The organism is Enterobacter cloacae complex sp. HYC074_NIDB, assembly GCF_056673345.1.
The window spans coordinates 2,229,167-2,242,298 of the sequence record NZ_CP114214.1 but is presented as its reverse complement, the minus strand read 5'-3'; the positions used below and the strand labels follow the sequence as shown (position 1 = coordinate 2,242,298).

At 54.2% G+C, this 13,132-nt stretch carries 12 protein-coding genes; 5 read left to right on the top strand and 7 right to left on the bottom strand.

Annotated elements, in window-relative coordinates; all coding sequences use genetic code 11:
* Positions 1 to 211 precede the first annotated feature (211 nt).
* Complete coding sequence (feaR, locus tag O1724_RS11125; protein WP_022651145.1) at positions 212 to 1,120, top strand: transcriptional regulator FeaR; 909 nt, start codon at positions 212 to 214, stop codon at positions 1,118 to 1,120.
* On the opposite strand, the gene O1724_RS11120 is transcribed toward feaR, so the two are convergent.
* From O1724_RS11120 to O1724_RS11110, 3 genes are read right to left on the bottom strand one after another with little or no spacing between them, the layout of a single operon-like run.
* Positions 1,121 to 1,438 (bottom strand): YdbL family probable chaperone protein, encoded by a 318-nt coding sequence (locus O1724_RS11120; protein WP_022651144.1) that lies wholly within the window; start codon positions 1,436 to 1,438, stop codon positions 1,121 to 1,123. It lies immediately after the preceding gene.
* A 7-nt stretch (positions 1,439 to 1,445) separates the two neighbouring features.
* Positions 1,446 to 1,637, bottom strand: coding sequence for a YnbE family lipoprotein (locus tag O1724_RS11115; RefSeq protein WP_003857369.1), 192 nt, complete (start codon positions 1,635 to 1,637; stop codon positions 1,446 to 1,448).
* Positions 1,634 to 4,273 (bottom strand): YdbH family protein, encoded by a 2,640-nt coding sequence (locus tag O1724_RS11110; protein WP_126297300.1) that lies wholly within the window; start codon positions 4,271 to 4,273, stop codon positions 1,634 to 1,636. Before O1724_RS11110 ends, O1724_RS11115 begins: the two co-directional genes overlap by 4 nt.
* Positions 4,274 to 4,483: 210 nt before the next feature.
* Between O1724_RS11110 and O1724_RS11105 the strand changes: the two genes are divergently transcribed.
* On the top strand, positions 4,484 to 5,473 hold the full coding sequence (locus O1724_RS11105) for a 2-hydroxyacid dehydrogenase (RefSeq protein WP_126297301.1): 990 nt from the start codon (positions 4,484 to 4,486) through the stop codon (positions 5,471 to 5,473).
* A 660-nt stretch (positions 5,474 to 6,133) separates the two neighbouring features.
* Positions 6,134 to 6,970: an alpha/beta fold hydrolase gene (locus O1724_RS11100; RefSeq protein ID WP_003857377.1), complete on the top strand. Its 837-nt coding sequence runs from the start codon at positions 6,134 to 6,136 to the stop codon at positions 6,968 to 6,970.
* Between the two features lie 87 nt (positions 6,971 to 7,057).
* On the opposite strand, the gene O1724_RS11095 is transcribed toward O1724_RS11100, so the two are convergent.
* Together O1724_RS11095 and O1724_RS11090 are read right to left on the bottom strand one after the other, a co-directional pair.
* Positions 7,058 to 7,231 carry a GnsA/GnsB family addiction module toxin gene (locus tag O1724_RS11095; RefSeq protein ID WP_003857379.1) on the bottom strand — a complete coding sequence of 58 codons (174 nt, stop codon included), beginning with the start codon at positions 7,229 to 7,231 and terminating at the stop codon, positions 7,058 to 7,060.
* A gap of 308 nt (positions 7,232 to 7,539) precedes the next feature.
* Positions 7,540 to 7,818 (bottom strand): YdgH/BhsA/McbA family protein, encoded by a 279-nt coding sequence (locus O1724_RS11090; RefSeq protein WP_003857380.1) that lies wholly within the window; start codon positions 7,816 to 7,818, stop codon positions 7,540 to 7,542.
* A gap of 228 nt (positions 7,819 to 8,046) precedes the next feature.
* Here O1724_RS11090 and O1724_RS11085 point away from each other — a divergent pair, with 228 nt between their 5' ends.
* On the top strand, positions 8,047 to 8,637 hold the full coding sequence (locus tag O1724_RS11085) for a DUF4142 domain-containing protein (RefSeq protein ID WP_126297302.1): 591 nt from the start codon (positions 8,047 to 8,049) through the stop codon (positions 8,635 to 8,637).
* A 73-nt stretch (positions 8,638 to 8,710) separates the two neighbouring features.
* Here O1724_RS11085 and O1724_RS11080 read toward each other — a convergent pair whose 3' ends face one another.
* Positions 8,711 to 10,807: a pyrroloquinoline quinone-dependent dehydrogenase gene (locus O1724_RS11080; RefSeq protein WP_126297303.1), complete on the bottom strand. Its 2,097-nt coding sequence runs from the start codon at positions 10,805 to 10,807 to the stop codon at positions 8,711 to 8,713.
* Positions 10,808 to 10,817: 10 nt separating this feature from the next.
* On the bottom strand, positions 10,818 to 11,183 hold the full coding sequence (locus O1724_RS11075) for a hypothetical protein (RefSeq protein ID WP_022651139.1): 366 nt from the start codon (positions 11,181 to 11,183) through the stop codon (positions 10,818 to 10,820).
* A gap of 633 nt (positions 11,184 to 11,816) precedes the next feature.
* Here O1724_RS11075 and O1724_RS11070 point away from each other — a divergent pair.
* Positions 11,817 to 13,079: an amino acid permease gene (locus O1724_RS11070; protein ID WP_126297308.1), complete on the top strand. Its 1,263-nt coding sequence runs from the start codon at positions 11,817 to 11,819 to the stop codon at positions 13,077 to 13,079.
* Positions 13,080 to 13,132: the final 53 nt, after the last annotated feature.

Genomic DNA, 13,132 nt, shown 5'->3' with positions numbered 1-13,132 from the left:
GTGTATGCAGTCTAAGAGGGGAATCGCATTCCTGCTTTTGTCTGTGTGACATTCGCTTTGTCAGCTGTGACAGGCTCCGCAAATCGTGATAATTCCCGCTTATATCGCTGTAACCGTTGAGTGTTCTTTCCTATAGTCAGCCTCGTAGCCCTGACAAAATGCAACATAAATGCAACAATGCGAAAACAGTGACGGTGCAGCGAGAACATCAATGGCGTGTGCAAGCGAACAGGACAATTTTCAGCAGTGGCTGGCGCAAATTAACCAGGTTTGTGGGCGCTTTGCGGCACGTCCGTTAGAGGGGGCGTTTCTCGGCGAACTGGAAACCAGCTATACCCAAAGTCTGAAGCTGAGCACGGTGACCGCCGCAGGCGTTAACCTTTTTCGCACCCGTCAGGAGATCAAAAACGGCAACGACGCCTGGTTCTACACCGTGTTTCAGCTGGAAGGCAGCGCCGGAATCGAACAGGACAACCAGCGCGCGATGCTGAAAGCCGGGGATATCACGCTGATTGACGCCTCCCGCCCGTGCTCCATTTACTGGCAGGAGCGTTCCCGCCAGATTTCGCTGCTGCTCCCGCGACAAATCATTGAGCAACACGCGCGTTTTCAGGAAGTGAGGTGCGCGCTGCCCCTCTCCCGCAGTCTGCCTACCGTACAGCTGAGCTACCGACTGTTACAGGAGAGCATGGGCAATGCCGATCTCAGCGCCAGTGAAAGCGAAGCGGCGCTGGAGGCGATGGTGTGTCTGCTGCGTCCGGCCTTCCAGCAGCAACACGAGGTGCTGCCGCGCAAGGAGCGTCAGTTCCGCCACGTTCTGTCCCTGATTGATAATCATATTCAGTCGGAGGCGTTAAGACCGGAGTGGATAGCCTCAGAGAGCGGCATGTCCGTGCGGAGCTTGTACCGCATGTTTGCCGGGAAAGGGCTGGTGGTGGCGCAGTATATTAAGAACCGTCGCCTCGATTTATGCGCTCAGGCGCTGCGTTCCATCAGCGATGACGAAAAGCTGGCGGGCATTGGCTACAGCTGGGGCTTTACCGACCATAGCCATTTTTCCACCGCCTTTAAGCAGCGTTTCGGGGTTTCGCCGGGCGAATACCGTAAGCGTTACCGCTAGTTACTTTTTTAGCCACTTGCCGTTAATCCCCTTCACGTATTCACCCGGCTGGGCGCGCGCCACCAGCTTTTGTCCCGCCATTTTCGCCACCTCGTCGACGGGCAAATTATTGCTGTCAGCTAACTGCTGGTAACTTTCCGTGCGTGCGGCGTTGATACGGCTCACCAGCGCCAGGGTTTCAGCGTCGTGCTGAACGGGCGCAAGATAGCCGCTCAGGGTTTCCCCTACGCGCCCCTGGGCACGTGCATCGTTGAGCGTAAGCGTGGCGGCGTGAACGTTCATCCCCAGCGCCAGTAACATCAGAGCTAATCGTTTCATGGCATCCTCAGAACAGATCGCTGCGGGATTTCAGCAGGGCTTCAACGTCTTTATCCACCTTGATATGGATTTCATGCTCAATTTTCACGTTCATGTTGATAGTGATCGGCTCTTTGGGCGCCGCCACTTCAATGCGCGGCGTACAGCCTGACAGCAGCGCGACGACGGCCACGGTGAGTACACCAGCCCTCTTTTTCATTGTTGTTCCTCACTTTCCTTGCCTGTCGAACCGCGGAGAAGGGGTATCGCCGCATGTTGCTCAAACCATGTTTGCAGATTGTCCCCAAAGCGCAGGCTGCGCCAGAGGGTAAAAATGTTCTCTTCATGGGTGTAATTCAGGTTTACGAAACTGCTTTTGCCCTCGACGCGGCTGGTGCCTTTAATGGCCGCCTGCATGGTTAACACGCCCAGATTATCCACATTGAGTTTTGTCCACGACTGCGAAATTTCCATATAGCGGAGCCAGTTGATCGCCGCCCCGGCAACCACGTTGTCTTTCACAATGGCATCCGCCGTGTCCTGGTCGATGCGCAGCGTCATCGGCCCCGGGTTGGTCAGCCAGCCATCTTTAATGATCCATTTTTCATTGTCCAGCCAGAACGGCAGCGCGCCGCTCACCGGGCCGGACATGGCAAACTGCTTCGGATTCACCGCGCTTATCAGTTCGCTGGAGGAAATATTATCCACGCGTAGTAAAGCCGGATCGTGCTGCGGCATTCTCAACTGCTGCATGGTGATTTTCCCGCCGAGCGCTTCCACCTTCACGTTGGTGAGCAGGAGCGGGTTCGCTTCGGTCCAGGGATAATCGCCCTGGAGATCCGCGGTGATATTTCGGGCTGTGACCAGGTTTTTTACCTCGTCGATTCGTAACGTTACCGGCCCGCGCGTGCCCAGCGACCAGGTACCCTGGCTTAAGCGGAACGGCAGAACAAAATCAACGCCGTTGATTTCGTTATCCGGCATCCACGCGCTGCCCGCTTTCAGCACCCCGTGCCCCCCGGCCTCAAACCCCTGATCGGAGGCCGCTGAGAAAGCCACCTGTGCGTACATTTCGCCGCCGCGCAGGGTCATTTTCCAGTCTGGCGGGATCAACGGCTGGAACACCGTAAGAGACTGTTTTGGCCACCAGGCCTTACCGCGAAGGCGTTCGCCATCCCAGCGTCCATTCACCTGGACCGGGCCGATGTCGTCCGCATGCAGGTTCCCTTTAAACTGGAACACCGTCGGGTCTGTCCCGTCAACGCTGAAGGTCAAAACGGACGGCGGCAGCACGCTTCCGCCCGAGAAGCTTGTTTGCCCGGCATTGAGCGCGAGCGCGCCGCTAAAGGTGGGGTTATCCGGGTCCCGCGACCAGCGCACCGGGTGATCCAGCACCAGGCGCGGCTTGCTGACCAGCATCGTACCGTACTGCAATTTGTCGAACCCCGTGGAAAGATCGGTCAGTTCGATAACGTTGTCGCGCCACTCCCCGGTTCCCCGGACATCCCAGCGCGCATTCATCGGCGTGAAATTCCCTTTACCCCAGTAGCGCCACTGCCACAAACCGTTGTCCGGTAAAAAGTCGTTAGCCTGGCCGTCCAGATGCAGCTCAAAATTGCCCATCTCGTTTTCATGCGCCCGCAGAATGGCTTGCAGGCGGCCGTCCACGCCCTTCTGCGTGAGCTTCACGCCTGCCAGCGGCCAGCGGATCTCATCGATATCCAGCGAGTCGATGATGCGCCCGCGCGAGCGCAATAATGCGCCGGGTTCAAACGTAAGCTGCGGATCGTAAAGGCTGCCGGTCAGCTTCGCCGGGAGTCTGGCATACAGGATCAGATCGTTTTGCTTGGCTTCCCCGCTCAGGTGCAGCGGCATAGCGCTGTTTTCCATACTGAGCGAGCCGGGACCAATATTCAGCACCGCGTTGCCCTTCCCCGCATCACCCTGGGTCAGCACGTTGAGCCGCCCCGTGAAGGTGGCTTTCTCCAGCCCCTGCTGCCAGTTATCCACTTTCAGCCCGACGCGACCGCTCATCGGCATACCGGAGGCTGACCAGTTCCAGCGTCCGTCGCTGATGGTTAACTGCTGAGCGGTGATCTGCCACGGTAAATCGAGCAGTGGATCGGGGTTGTCCCGCGCCATGACCACCAGCTGGCCCTGATTGTCCTCCCAGTCCAGATCGGCATCGACCAGCGAGGATAACTGTGGCACGTTAAAGGTCGCGACCGTATGCCCTTTCACCGGCACGCCGTCCGGTACCAACGGCAGGGTAAATTCACCGATCAGCTTCACGGGCTGCGGCTGATCCGGCAGTTGCACATCGAACTGGCTGATGGAGAGCGTCTGGCCGCGCAACTGCCCCTTAATGCTCACCTGCTCGCCGTTATAAGTGATGTCCTGGCGGGCTGGCGTGAGTGAAGCATGCAGCTCACCCTCCCACTGCTGCCAGGGAGAAAGGGTAAAGCGGTGGATGGTCAGCCAGGTGTTGGGCAGGATGGCCTGCCACTGCGCCAGCGTTTTCGGCGCCACCGTTGAGGACGCTGACTGCGGTAATTTGCTCAGGCAGACAGAGTTAAGTTCAAGTGCGCCAATATCAAGATCCCAACGGCTGGGGTGTGACAGGGTCACGTTTTCCACACGGGCAATTTCGCACTCTTCTACCAGATAGCGGAGATCGGGGATGATCAGGGCGTGGCGCGTGAGCCGTGGGCTTTCTTCAAACGCGATGCGCGTTCCAACAGGGAGCCAGATCCCGGCGAGCGTGGGTACCCACTGGGCGAGCGTCATCAGCAGCGTCAGCGGCACGAGTAATAGCAGCAGTAATAGCGCGATTGCGGCTTTGTATTTACCCTTCATGGGCAGTTAATATCCTGATTTTGCGGAAAAAATAAGCCGTTCTTGCCGCTCATTGTCGCATGTTTAGCCAGTCAGTTGAAGGTAATGCCATTTTTAAGAGTAGATGCTCTACAATAATTCATAGAACTTATTGATTTCAATGAATTTTGAAAAATTGTAAGATAATTTTAAACATGCTAACGTGGTTCCAAAATCACTGGAGAAAGTCTTATGAAACTCGCGGTATATAGCACAAAGCAGTACGACAAAAAGTATCTGCAACATGTTAACGAGACGTACGGTTTCGATCTTGAATTTTTCGACTTTCTGCTGACAGAAAAGACGGCTAAAACCGCTCACGGCTGCGAAGGCGTGTGTATCTTCGTTAACGACGACGGTAGCCGACCGGTGCTGGAAGAGTTGAAAAAACAGGGCGTGAAATACATTGCCCTGCGCTGCGCGGGCTTTAACAACGTCGATCTCGATGCCGCCAAAGAGCTGGGTCTGAAGGTCGTTCGCGTCCCAGCCTATTCTCCGGAAGCCGTGGCTGAACATGCCGTCGGGATGATGATGTCGCTCAACCGTCGTATTCACCGTGCCTATCAGCGCACCCGTGATGCTAACTTCTCTCTGGAAGGGCTGACCGGCTTTACCATGTACGGTAAAACCGCAGGCGTGATCGGTACCGGCAAAATTGGTGTGGCCGCCCTACGCATCCTGAAAGGATTTGGCATGCGCCTGCTGGCGTTTGATCCGTACCCTAACGCCGCTGCGCTGGAGCTGGGCGTGGAGTATGTCGATCTGAAAACGCTCTTCTCGCAGTCTGATGTTATCTCCCTGCACTGTCCGTTGACCCCGGAAAACTATCACCTGCTTAACCAGTCGGCGTTCGACCAGATGAAAGACGGCGTGATGATCATCAATACCAGCCGCGGTGGACTGATCGACTCTCAGGCCGCTATCGAAGCGCTGAAAACGCAAAAAATTGGCGCGTTGGGTATGGATGTGTATGAGAACGAACGCGACCTGTTCTTTGAGGATAAATCTAACGACGTGATTCAGGATGACGTGTTCCGTCGCCTGTCGGCCTGCCACAACGTGTTGTTCACCGGCCACCAAGCGTTTCTGACCGCCGAAGCGCTGATTAGTATATCGGAAACCACGCTGGGGAATTTACAGCAGCTTGATAAGGGCGAAGCGTGCCCTAACGCGATCGTTTAAGACCGTCAGGCCGGGTGGCGGTAACCTCTGCCCGGCCAATAACAAGCCCATCAGAAAAATAAGCACAGGTTAACTATTAAGACGGGTAACGTTCACCGTAAATATAACAATCAAGGATATGACTGTTCCGGTGTGACCATATCAGAATGAGACTCTGATGAAGGCTGCGTGATTTGCTGCACTATCGTAACCAGTTGTTCAAAAACAGCTCTCATTTGCGTCGGGTAGGTTAAAGACAACCAGGTTGCCAGCACTGTTCCAGCCAAAAAGCCCAACTTCATACACCATCCCTAATAAATTCAGCGAGATACAAGCTTTAATGTATGTGTGGTGCCGGGTGCCTCCCGGTGAGTCGTTGGTCAGCCACCTTGACCCGCTACTGATTGCCTAAGCTACATGTGCTGTTTAGCCCCTCCGCACAGGGGGATTCACCACGCGAGAAAAATAACACAGTGCCCCGGCTGGTTTAGGGGATATTTCGTTTAAAAATAAATAATTACCATACAAATTTAATCTATAACTGTTTTCAGGAACCCTTCTACACTTTAAGCGGATATATCAGTAATAAGATTAATATAAGTCAGTTTTATTACGTCCCTAAATGCTGGGCTATTTACTTAGCCTTCACACGTTTTTGCCATTAGCAGAGGAGTCTGAAATATGGCATTCGTAACAACGAAAGATGGTGTCAGTATTTACTACAAAGACTGGGGTCCGAAGGATGCGCAGCCGATCGTTTTCCATCACGGCTGGCCGCTGAGCGCCGATGACTGGGATAACCAGATGCTCTTTTTCCTTGCAGAAGGCTTCCGCGTCATCGCCCTCGACCGTCGTGGTCATGGTCGTTCCGATCAGGTAAGTGAAGGTCATGATATGGATCATTATGCCTCCGACGCCTCGGCCGTGGTCGAAAGCCTTGATTTGCGTAATGCAGTGCACGTCGGCCACTCCACCGGCGGAGGCCAGGTCGCCAGATACGTTGCGAAGTACGGCCAGCCTCAGGGGCGGGTGGCCAAAGCGGTACTGGTCAGCGCCGTTCCTCCGCTGATGGTAAAATCAGACACGAACCCCGGCGGAACGCCCATTGAGGTGTTTGACGGCTTCCGCCAGGCGCTGGCCGCTAACCGCGCCCAGTTTTACCTCGACGTCGCCAGCGGTCCTTTCTATGGATTTAACCGAGACGGAGCAGAGGTTTCGCAGGGCACAATCCAGAACTGGTGGCGTCAGGGAATGATCGGTAGCGCCAAAGCCCACTATGAAGGCATTAAGGCGTTTTCAGAGACCGACCAGACGGACGATCTTAAAGCCATTACGGTTCCCGTCCTTGTGTTGCAGGGTGATGACGATCAGGTTGTCCCCTATAAAAATGCCGCCCTTCTACAGGATAAGCTGCTCGCAAACAGCGAACTCAAAATTTATCCAGGCTTCCCGCATGGGATGCATACCACGCATGCAGATACCATAAACGCCGATATACTGACATTTATTCGCTCATAAAGACGATGATTATCCATAATACAACCGGGCATCACGCCCGGTTCTCTTTTGCGGCAAGAATTGAGCGACCATTTCAGGAAGAAACGCTTACAGGAGTTTGATTTTTACTTCATACCCCTCGAGGCCCGTCATGGCCTCACGAGCGATAAACTCGATTTCAGAAACTTCCTGCCCTGTTTTTTTTCGTAACTCTGCAATTTTTTTGGCTATAAGCGCTGAAATCTCTTCCTCTGCCTTTTGTGTCAGTGCGTCAACTTTCATCTTTACCTCTTACGACCGTTAACTGTATCCATTCTCTAAATGGTTTTAACCATAACCCTTTGTAAAGCGTAGACTATCTGCGTTACGTATGCTGCATTAACCTTAAGATGAGCAGCATGATGGAGCCGTCACATTTAAACATGCATTTATGTTGCATTATTTGAACAAGCTGTTATTGTCCCAAAGCCTTAGAGCACATAAACATAAGAAAAGTTTTGACTTAAACTCGCCCCGCATCAGGGGCATTTTTTTGGCTGTCTGTAAACAAAAAACCCGCCAGAAGCGGGTTTTTGTGGTATTCGAGAAAATTATTTAAAGACTTCTGCGACGGCCTGGAAGTTAGGGCCATGCTCGCGGGCAGCGATAATGACGTAGTATTTCCCGCCCTTCTCGTCTGCCAGTTTTGAGAGTTTTTGATGAAGATCTGAAGGTGAAGAAATTTGTCCACCTGAAGCCCCTACAGATACATTACCAAGGTATTCAAGTTTGAAGTGGTGCGCTTCATCCTTGGAAATCATATCTGCCGCAGATGCGCCGAAGCTTGCTACTGTTAAAGCCAATACACTCCCTAATAGTGCTTTTTTCATATCATTCCTCCTGTTGATGAATCTATATATTTAACATTAGCACCAAATATGTAAATGATCCGTATCAATATTGTAGAAGAATTGAGCATCACGACCAGCCATCACTGACCTGAACGGCGGGTGCAGCAGTTTCATCTACTATACTGACCCTTGTAGTGAGCATTTATCTGTCCGGTTGCGCCTGAAGCAACCGAAACTAACCTGTACCATGACCATCAGGAGAACAATATGCACACGAGTAAAACCCTGAAAAGGCTGCTAGCCGTATCAGCAGTTGCAGCAATGTTCAGCACCGTTGGCGTACAAGCCCAGACGACAAGCGCCGCACAAACTCAAACTGCGGGCAAGGCTCAACCGGACGCCAGACTCAGCTCCGGCGACGAGAAAGCGTTGAAGGACATGGCGCAGGCCAATATCAACGAAGTCGCCGCCGCCAGGCTCGCCCTGGACAAGGCCCAAAGCAGTGAAGTGAGAACATTCGCTCAGAAAATGGTCGACGATCACGGCGCTGCGCTGACCAAAGACCAGACCGTTGCCCAGAAAAAGGGCGTGGAGCTGCCGACCGAACCAGATGCCGCGCATAAAGCCCTGAACTCAAGGCTGGAAAACCAGCGTGGTGACGCTTTTGACAAAATGTATATGGAATATGCTGGCGTGAAGGACCACGAGAAGGTGCTGTCGAAGCTTAAGAGCGACGCCAGTAAAATCGACGATCCGGATGTGAAGGCTCTGGCCAACGAGCACACGCCGGTCGTTGAGCAGCATCTGAAGTCCGCCGAGCAGATGTCAACCCACTCCGGCGCATCAGCCGATAAATAACGCGTCGGTAAACGACAATTGCAAAACAAAGTGGGGCCCGCAGGCCCCACGCTTATTTCCCCTTCCTGATGAATTATTCCGGCAAGGCGTAGACCACCACCTGATCGCCCACCTGATCCTTCAGGATCGTATTCCCGCCTGCCACGAAGGCCACATACTGGCGACCTTTATATTCATAGACTGACGGGTTCGCTACTGCCGGCGCTTCTGCCTGATCGGACCACAGCTCTTCACCGCTTTCGACCGAGTAGGCACGCACTTTGGCATCCATTGAAGCACCGATGAAGATCACGCCACCCGCCGTCACTGCCGGGCCACCAATGGTAGGTGAACCCCAGCTCTCCGGCATGAAGAAGCCATACTGCTGGGAGGCGCCAACCGGACGACGCCATTTCACATCGCCCGTATGCATGTCCAGCGCCACGATTTCGCCAAACGGCGGCTGCCAGCACGGCATGCCCAGCCAGTTGCTCGCCACCAGCAGACGCATACCGTACGGGGCGCCTTCCTGTGGGGCAAAGCCGCTTTCGTTACCGGAGTCTTTGTCTGCGTTATCGTAATCTTCGCGGCTGTAGAGCTTCACGTACTGGACGATATGCGAGGTGTTGACGATGGCGATCTGTTTTTGCGGATCGAACGCCACCCCACCCCACTGTACGCCGCCCGCGCTATCAGGATAGGTTAGCGTGCCTTCGCCCTTTGTGGTCGGCGGAGTATACATTCCCTTATAGGTCAGGTTATCCCACAGACGGGAGCACTGGCCGCCACCGACGATATCCGCCAGCTTCCAGATTTCCGGTTTTTTCGACTGGTCGAGCAGCGGCGCGGGTTTGGTCGGGAACGGCTGCGTGGGCGAGAGAACTTCACCCTGAACCGAACCATCACCCTGCGGAACCGGACGTTCTTCGATTGGCCATACGTCCTCCCCCGTCAGGCGGTTAACCACGAACAGGAAACCCTGCTTGGTGGCCTGAATCAGCGCCGGGACCTGCTTGCCGTCTACGGTGATGTCCATCAGCGTCGGGGCGGAGTTAATATCGTAATCCCAGACGTCGTGGTGTACCCATTGACGGGACCAGACCACTTTACCGGTGTTGATGTCCAGCGCGGTGGTCGAGGTGCCAAGCGGAATAGCGTCCACGCGGTTGCCGCCCCAATAGTTGGGAGATGGCGATGAAACCGGGAGATAGACCAGCCCGTTGGCCTCATCGGCGGACATGTGCGTCCAGACGTTGGCGGTACCGGTACGCTTGCGGATCTCTGCCGGGATCGCCTCAAAGGTCCATTCAAGCTTACCGGTCTGGGCGTTGACTGAAAATACGGTGCCCGGAGGGGCTTCGGCATAGGCCCAGTCCTTCCCGGCCCAGCCCACCAGCAGATGGTTGCCGACAACGGTTGGCGGTTGCAGGACAGAGAGCGGATACTTCGCGTTAACGGTATTCCACTGGTTCAGATCCAACACGCCGTTATTCGCAAAGCCGCTGCAAGGTTTGCCTGAATCGGCGTCCAGCGCAAAGAGCTTGCCGTCAACGGTGCCCATATAAACCATCTTCTGGCATGCCTCTCCGCTCACCGGATTTTTGGCCTGCCAGTAGGAAACGCCGCGGTTTTTCAGCACCGGCTGGGTCAGCGCCTTGCGCGACGATTTCGTGTCATAATGCCACTTCTCTTTACCCGTCCCCGGTTCCAGCGCAATCAGGCGATCGAATGGCGTGCCAATGTAGAGCGTATCGTTGGCGAAAATGGGCGTTGCGGACCAGACGGTGGCTGGCGTATCGCCTTTACCATCCGAGACGTCGCCGGTATGGAATTCCCAGACTTTCGTTAATTTCCCGACATTATCCGCCGTAATTTGGGTCAGGGGGCTGTATTTCTGCGCGTTAAGCTGGCCGTGGAAGCTGTCCCAGGTGGGCGTGCCGGGCACCAGCGGCGTCGCGGGCTGGCTGGCCGAGGCGACTTTCTTTCCGTCACCGCTGCCGGTTGAGGCATCGTCGGTGGTTTTTGTGGTTCCGGGTGCCTGCTGATCGGCGGCATCAATGTTAAGCGATTCCTGGGTCCCCTGAGAGGCCTCAGTGGCCTTATCCTGCGCCTGTAGCGCGAGCGGAGCGACCAGCAGCGCCAGCGCCGTCATGCTGACTTTTATGAAGGGATAATGCTTATCGTTGTGCACGGGCGGCTCCTCAGCTTCTGACGCGATGGTTGTAACGGGCGGAATGGCTGCTCAGCATAATCAGACCTATCAGGCCGACCACCATGGCTGCCGTTATGATGTACTGGTGCAGCAGCGCGGCGGCAAAACCAATACCCGCCAACACCACCAGGGTGACAATAATCAGGAAAACGCGCGCCCCGCGACGCGATGCCGCGCGTAGCATAACGGTCAGGATCGCCAGCACTACGCTGGCAATGACCACGCCCAGTGCGCCAATGGTGCCAGTGACGCCGGTAAGCGGCGTCCACCAGGCGTATAGCGCCACCGCGAAGGCTATTATCGCGGTCAGCAGCAGCAACATGCTACCGACCCGCGAGGATTGAGAATGCAACATACCAGGAATCCCCCTCTAAAAATGCAAAATTGACCATTATTAAGGCGTTTTCGTGGATATATGCCTCTGCTGCCCGCCGCTATTAAGGCAACGCGACGTGTGGAGCGGCGGCATATTTCACTAAACGTAACTGAGTATAGAAGAGGATTTTTTTATGGGGCGTTTAATAGCAGGCATAAGACGCCTTGTGCCCCTTCGCCACCATAAAGATAGCGTTATGTTACAAGACAGTTCGAAAGCTGCGAGCAGGTTACGTGATTGTCTATATCCTGTTTTTTAATTTGAGGCATAACGGGATAATTTTCCATCCAATAAAATAATTAAATAAGCCCCCCTTCAATATGATGGCGCCTTATGTTACTTAATAAAACAGGGTATTTATTCTTTAATTAACAGACGTGCAGGCAGGGAAAGTCAGTCGTTATTTGTTCGTAAATTTAACAAATCTCCTTCTTAATTAACCGCCTGTTAAAGCATCGTCAAAGAATAACGATAGTTATTGCAGGCATACACATAAGGTTTACGGTATGCGAAATCAAACCCCTCCCACCCGTGGTGTAATGGCGCAGCAACGACTACAGGCAGATAAAAACTAAATAAGTCGTCGCTCCTCTAACAACGCGGTAAAATATGATGAATAAAGCCACCACTCTCTCAGCTAATATTACAACACGCTCTAACTGGCACTGGCAGGATAACATCTGGACGCTGGGCCTCTACGGTACAGCCGTCGGGGCGGGAACGTTGTTCCTGCCCGTGGAAATCGGCACCCGTGGTCCGGTTATTTTCCTGGTCATGCACCTGCTGGGGCTGCCGTTATCCCTGATCCCCCATTTACTTCTTTGTCGTGTGTATATGCGTGAAGAGAAGACTGAAAACGGCACGTTGCCGATCTTCGGCTCCTTCTTCAGCGGACGGGGTGAAAAGCTGATCACCCTGTTCTATTGTGTGACCTTCTTCCCGGTAACCCTGGTTTACGGGGTGGCGCTGATTAATGCGCTGAGTAATTTACTGGTGGAGCATCTGCATATTACCGCCCTCAGCCGTGGGCCATTGTCGTTTATCGTGGTTGCTGCGCTGTATGTGGTGCTTAGCAAGGGCCGGGACAGAGTCGTGGCCATTATGAGCGCACTGGCGCTGCCGTTCGCGGCATCTGTACTGCTGATCGCCGTATCACTTATCCCGGGATGGCATCTGTCTAACCTGACCGATACGGCCGCTGAAATGAACGCCACGCCGCTGCCGGTAACGCTGAAAAATATCTGGCTGACGCTGCCGCTTATTACCTTCTCGTTTTGCTGTGCGCCTATGGTCTCCCCGCTGAGCTCTTACTTCCGGGAGAGGAAAGCGGAGGGCGAGAAAAAGGCACTGTTCGTGATCCGCATCGCCTATTTAGCCATCTTCGCCAGTATCCTCTTTTTCGTGCTGAGCTGCGTGCTGGGGATCCCGCATGACAACTTTGTACGGGCGAAGGCGGAAAACCTGAATGTGCTGTCCGTGATGAAAGGAAACGGTGATTTCAGCCTGATTTACCACATTGCCCCGCTCATCGCTATCATCGGTATGACGAAATCCTTTCTCGGCGTAGGCCTGTCGGTCGCACAAACGTTTGGTCAGCTGGCTGCCAGCGTATCCGGCAAAAAGGCCAGCGCCAGCAAGCGGCTGGCCTCTCTGGCGCTGTTCCTGCTGACCTATGGCATTGTTTATGCCAATCCGGATGTGCTCAGCCTGATTGAAATGTTCTGCGGACCACTGATCGCGGTGATCCTGTTCCTTATCCCTGCGTACCTCATATACACCCGCCCCTCGCTGGCGGAGCTTCGCGGCGTGACGGTGTTTCTGGTTGTTCTGGGCGGACTGGCAACGCTGTCTGCATTGCTCTGGACAATGCTTTAGCCTGAACGCCGTTTGACTGTACCCATATACAGTAGTATTTTACGTTCAGGCTG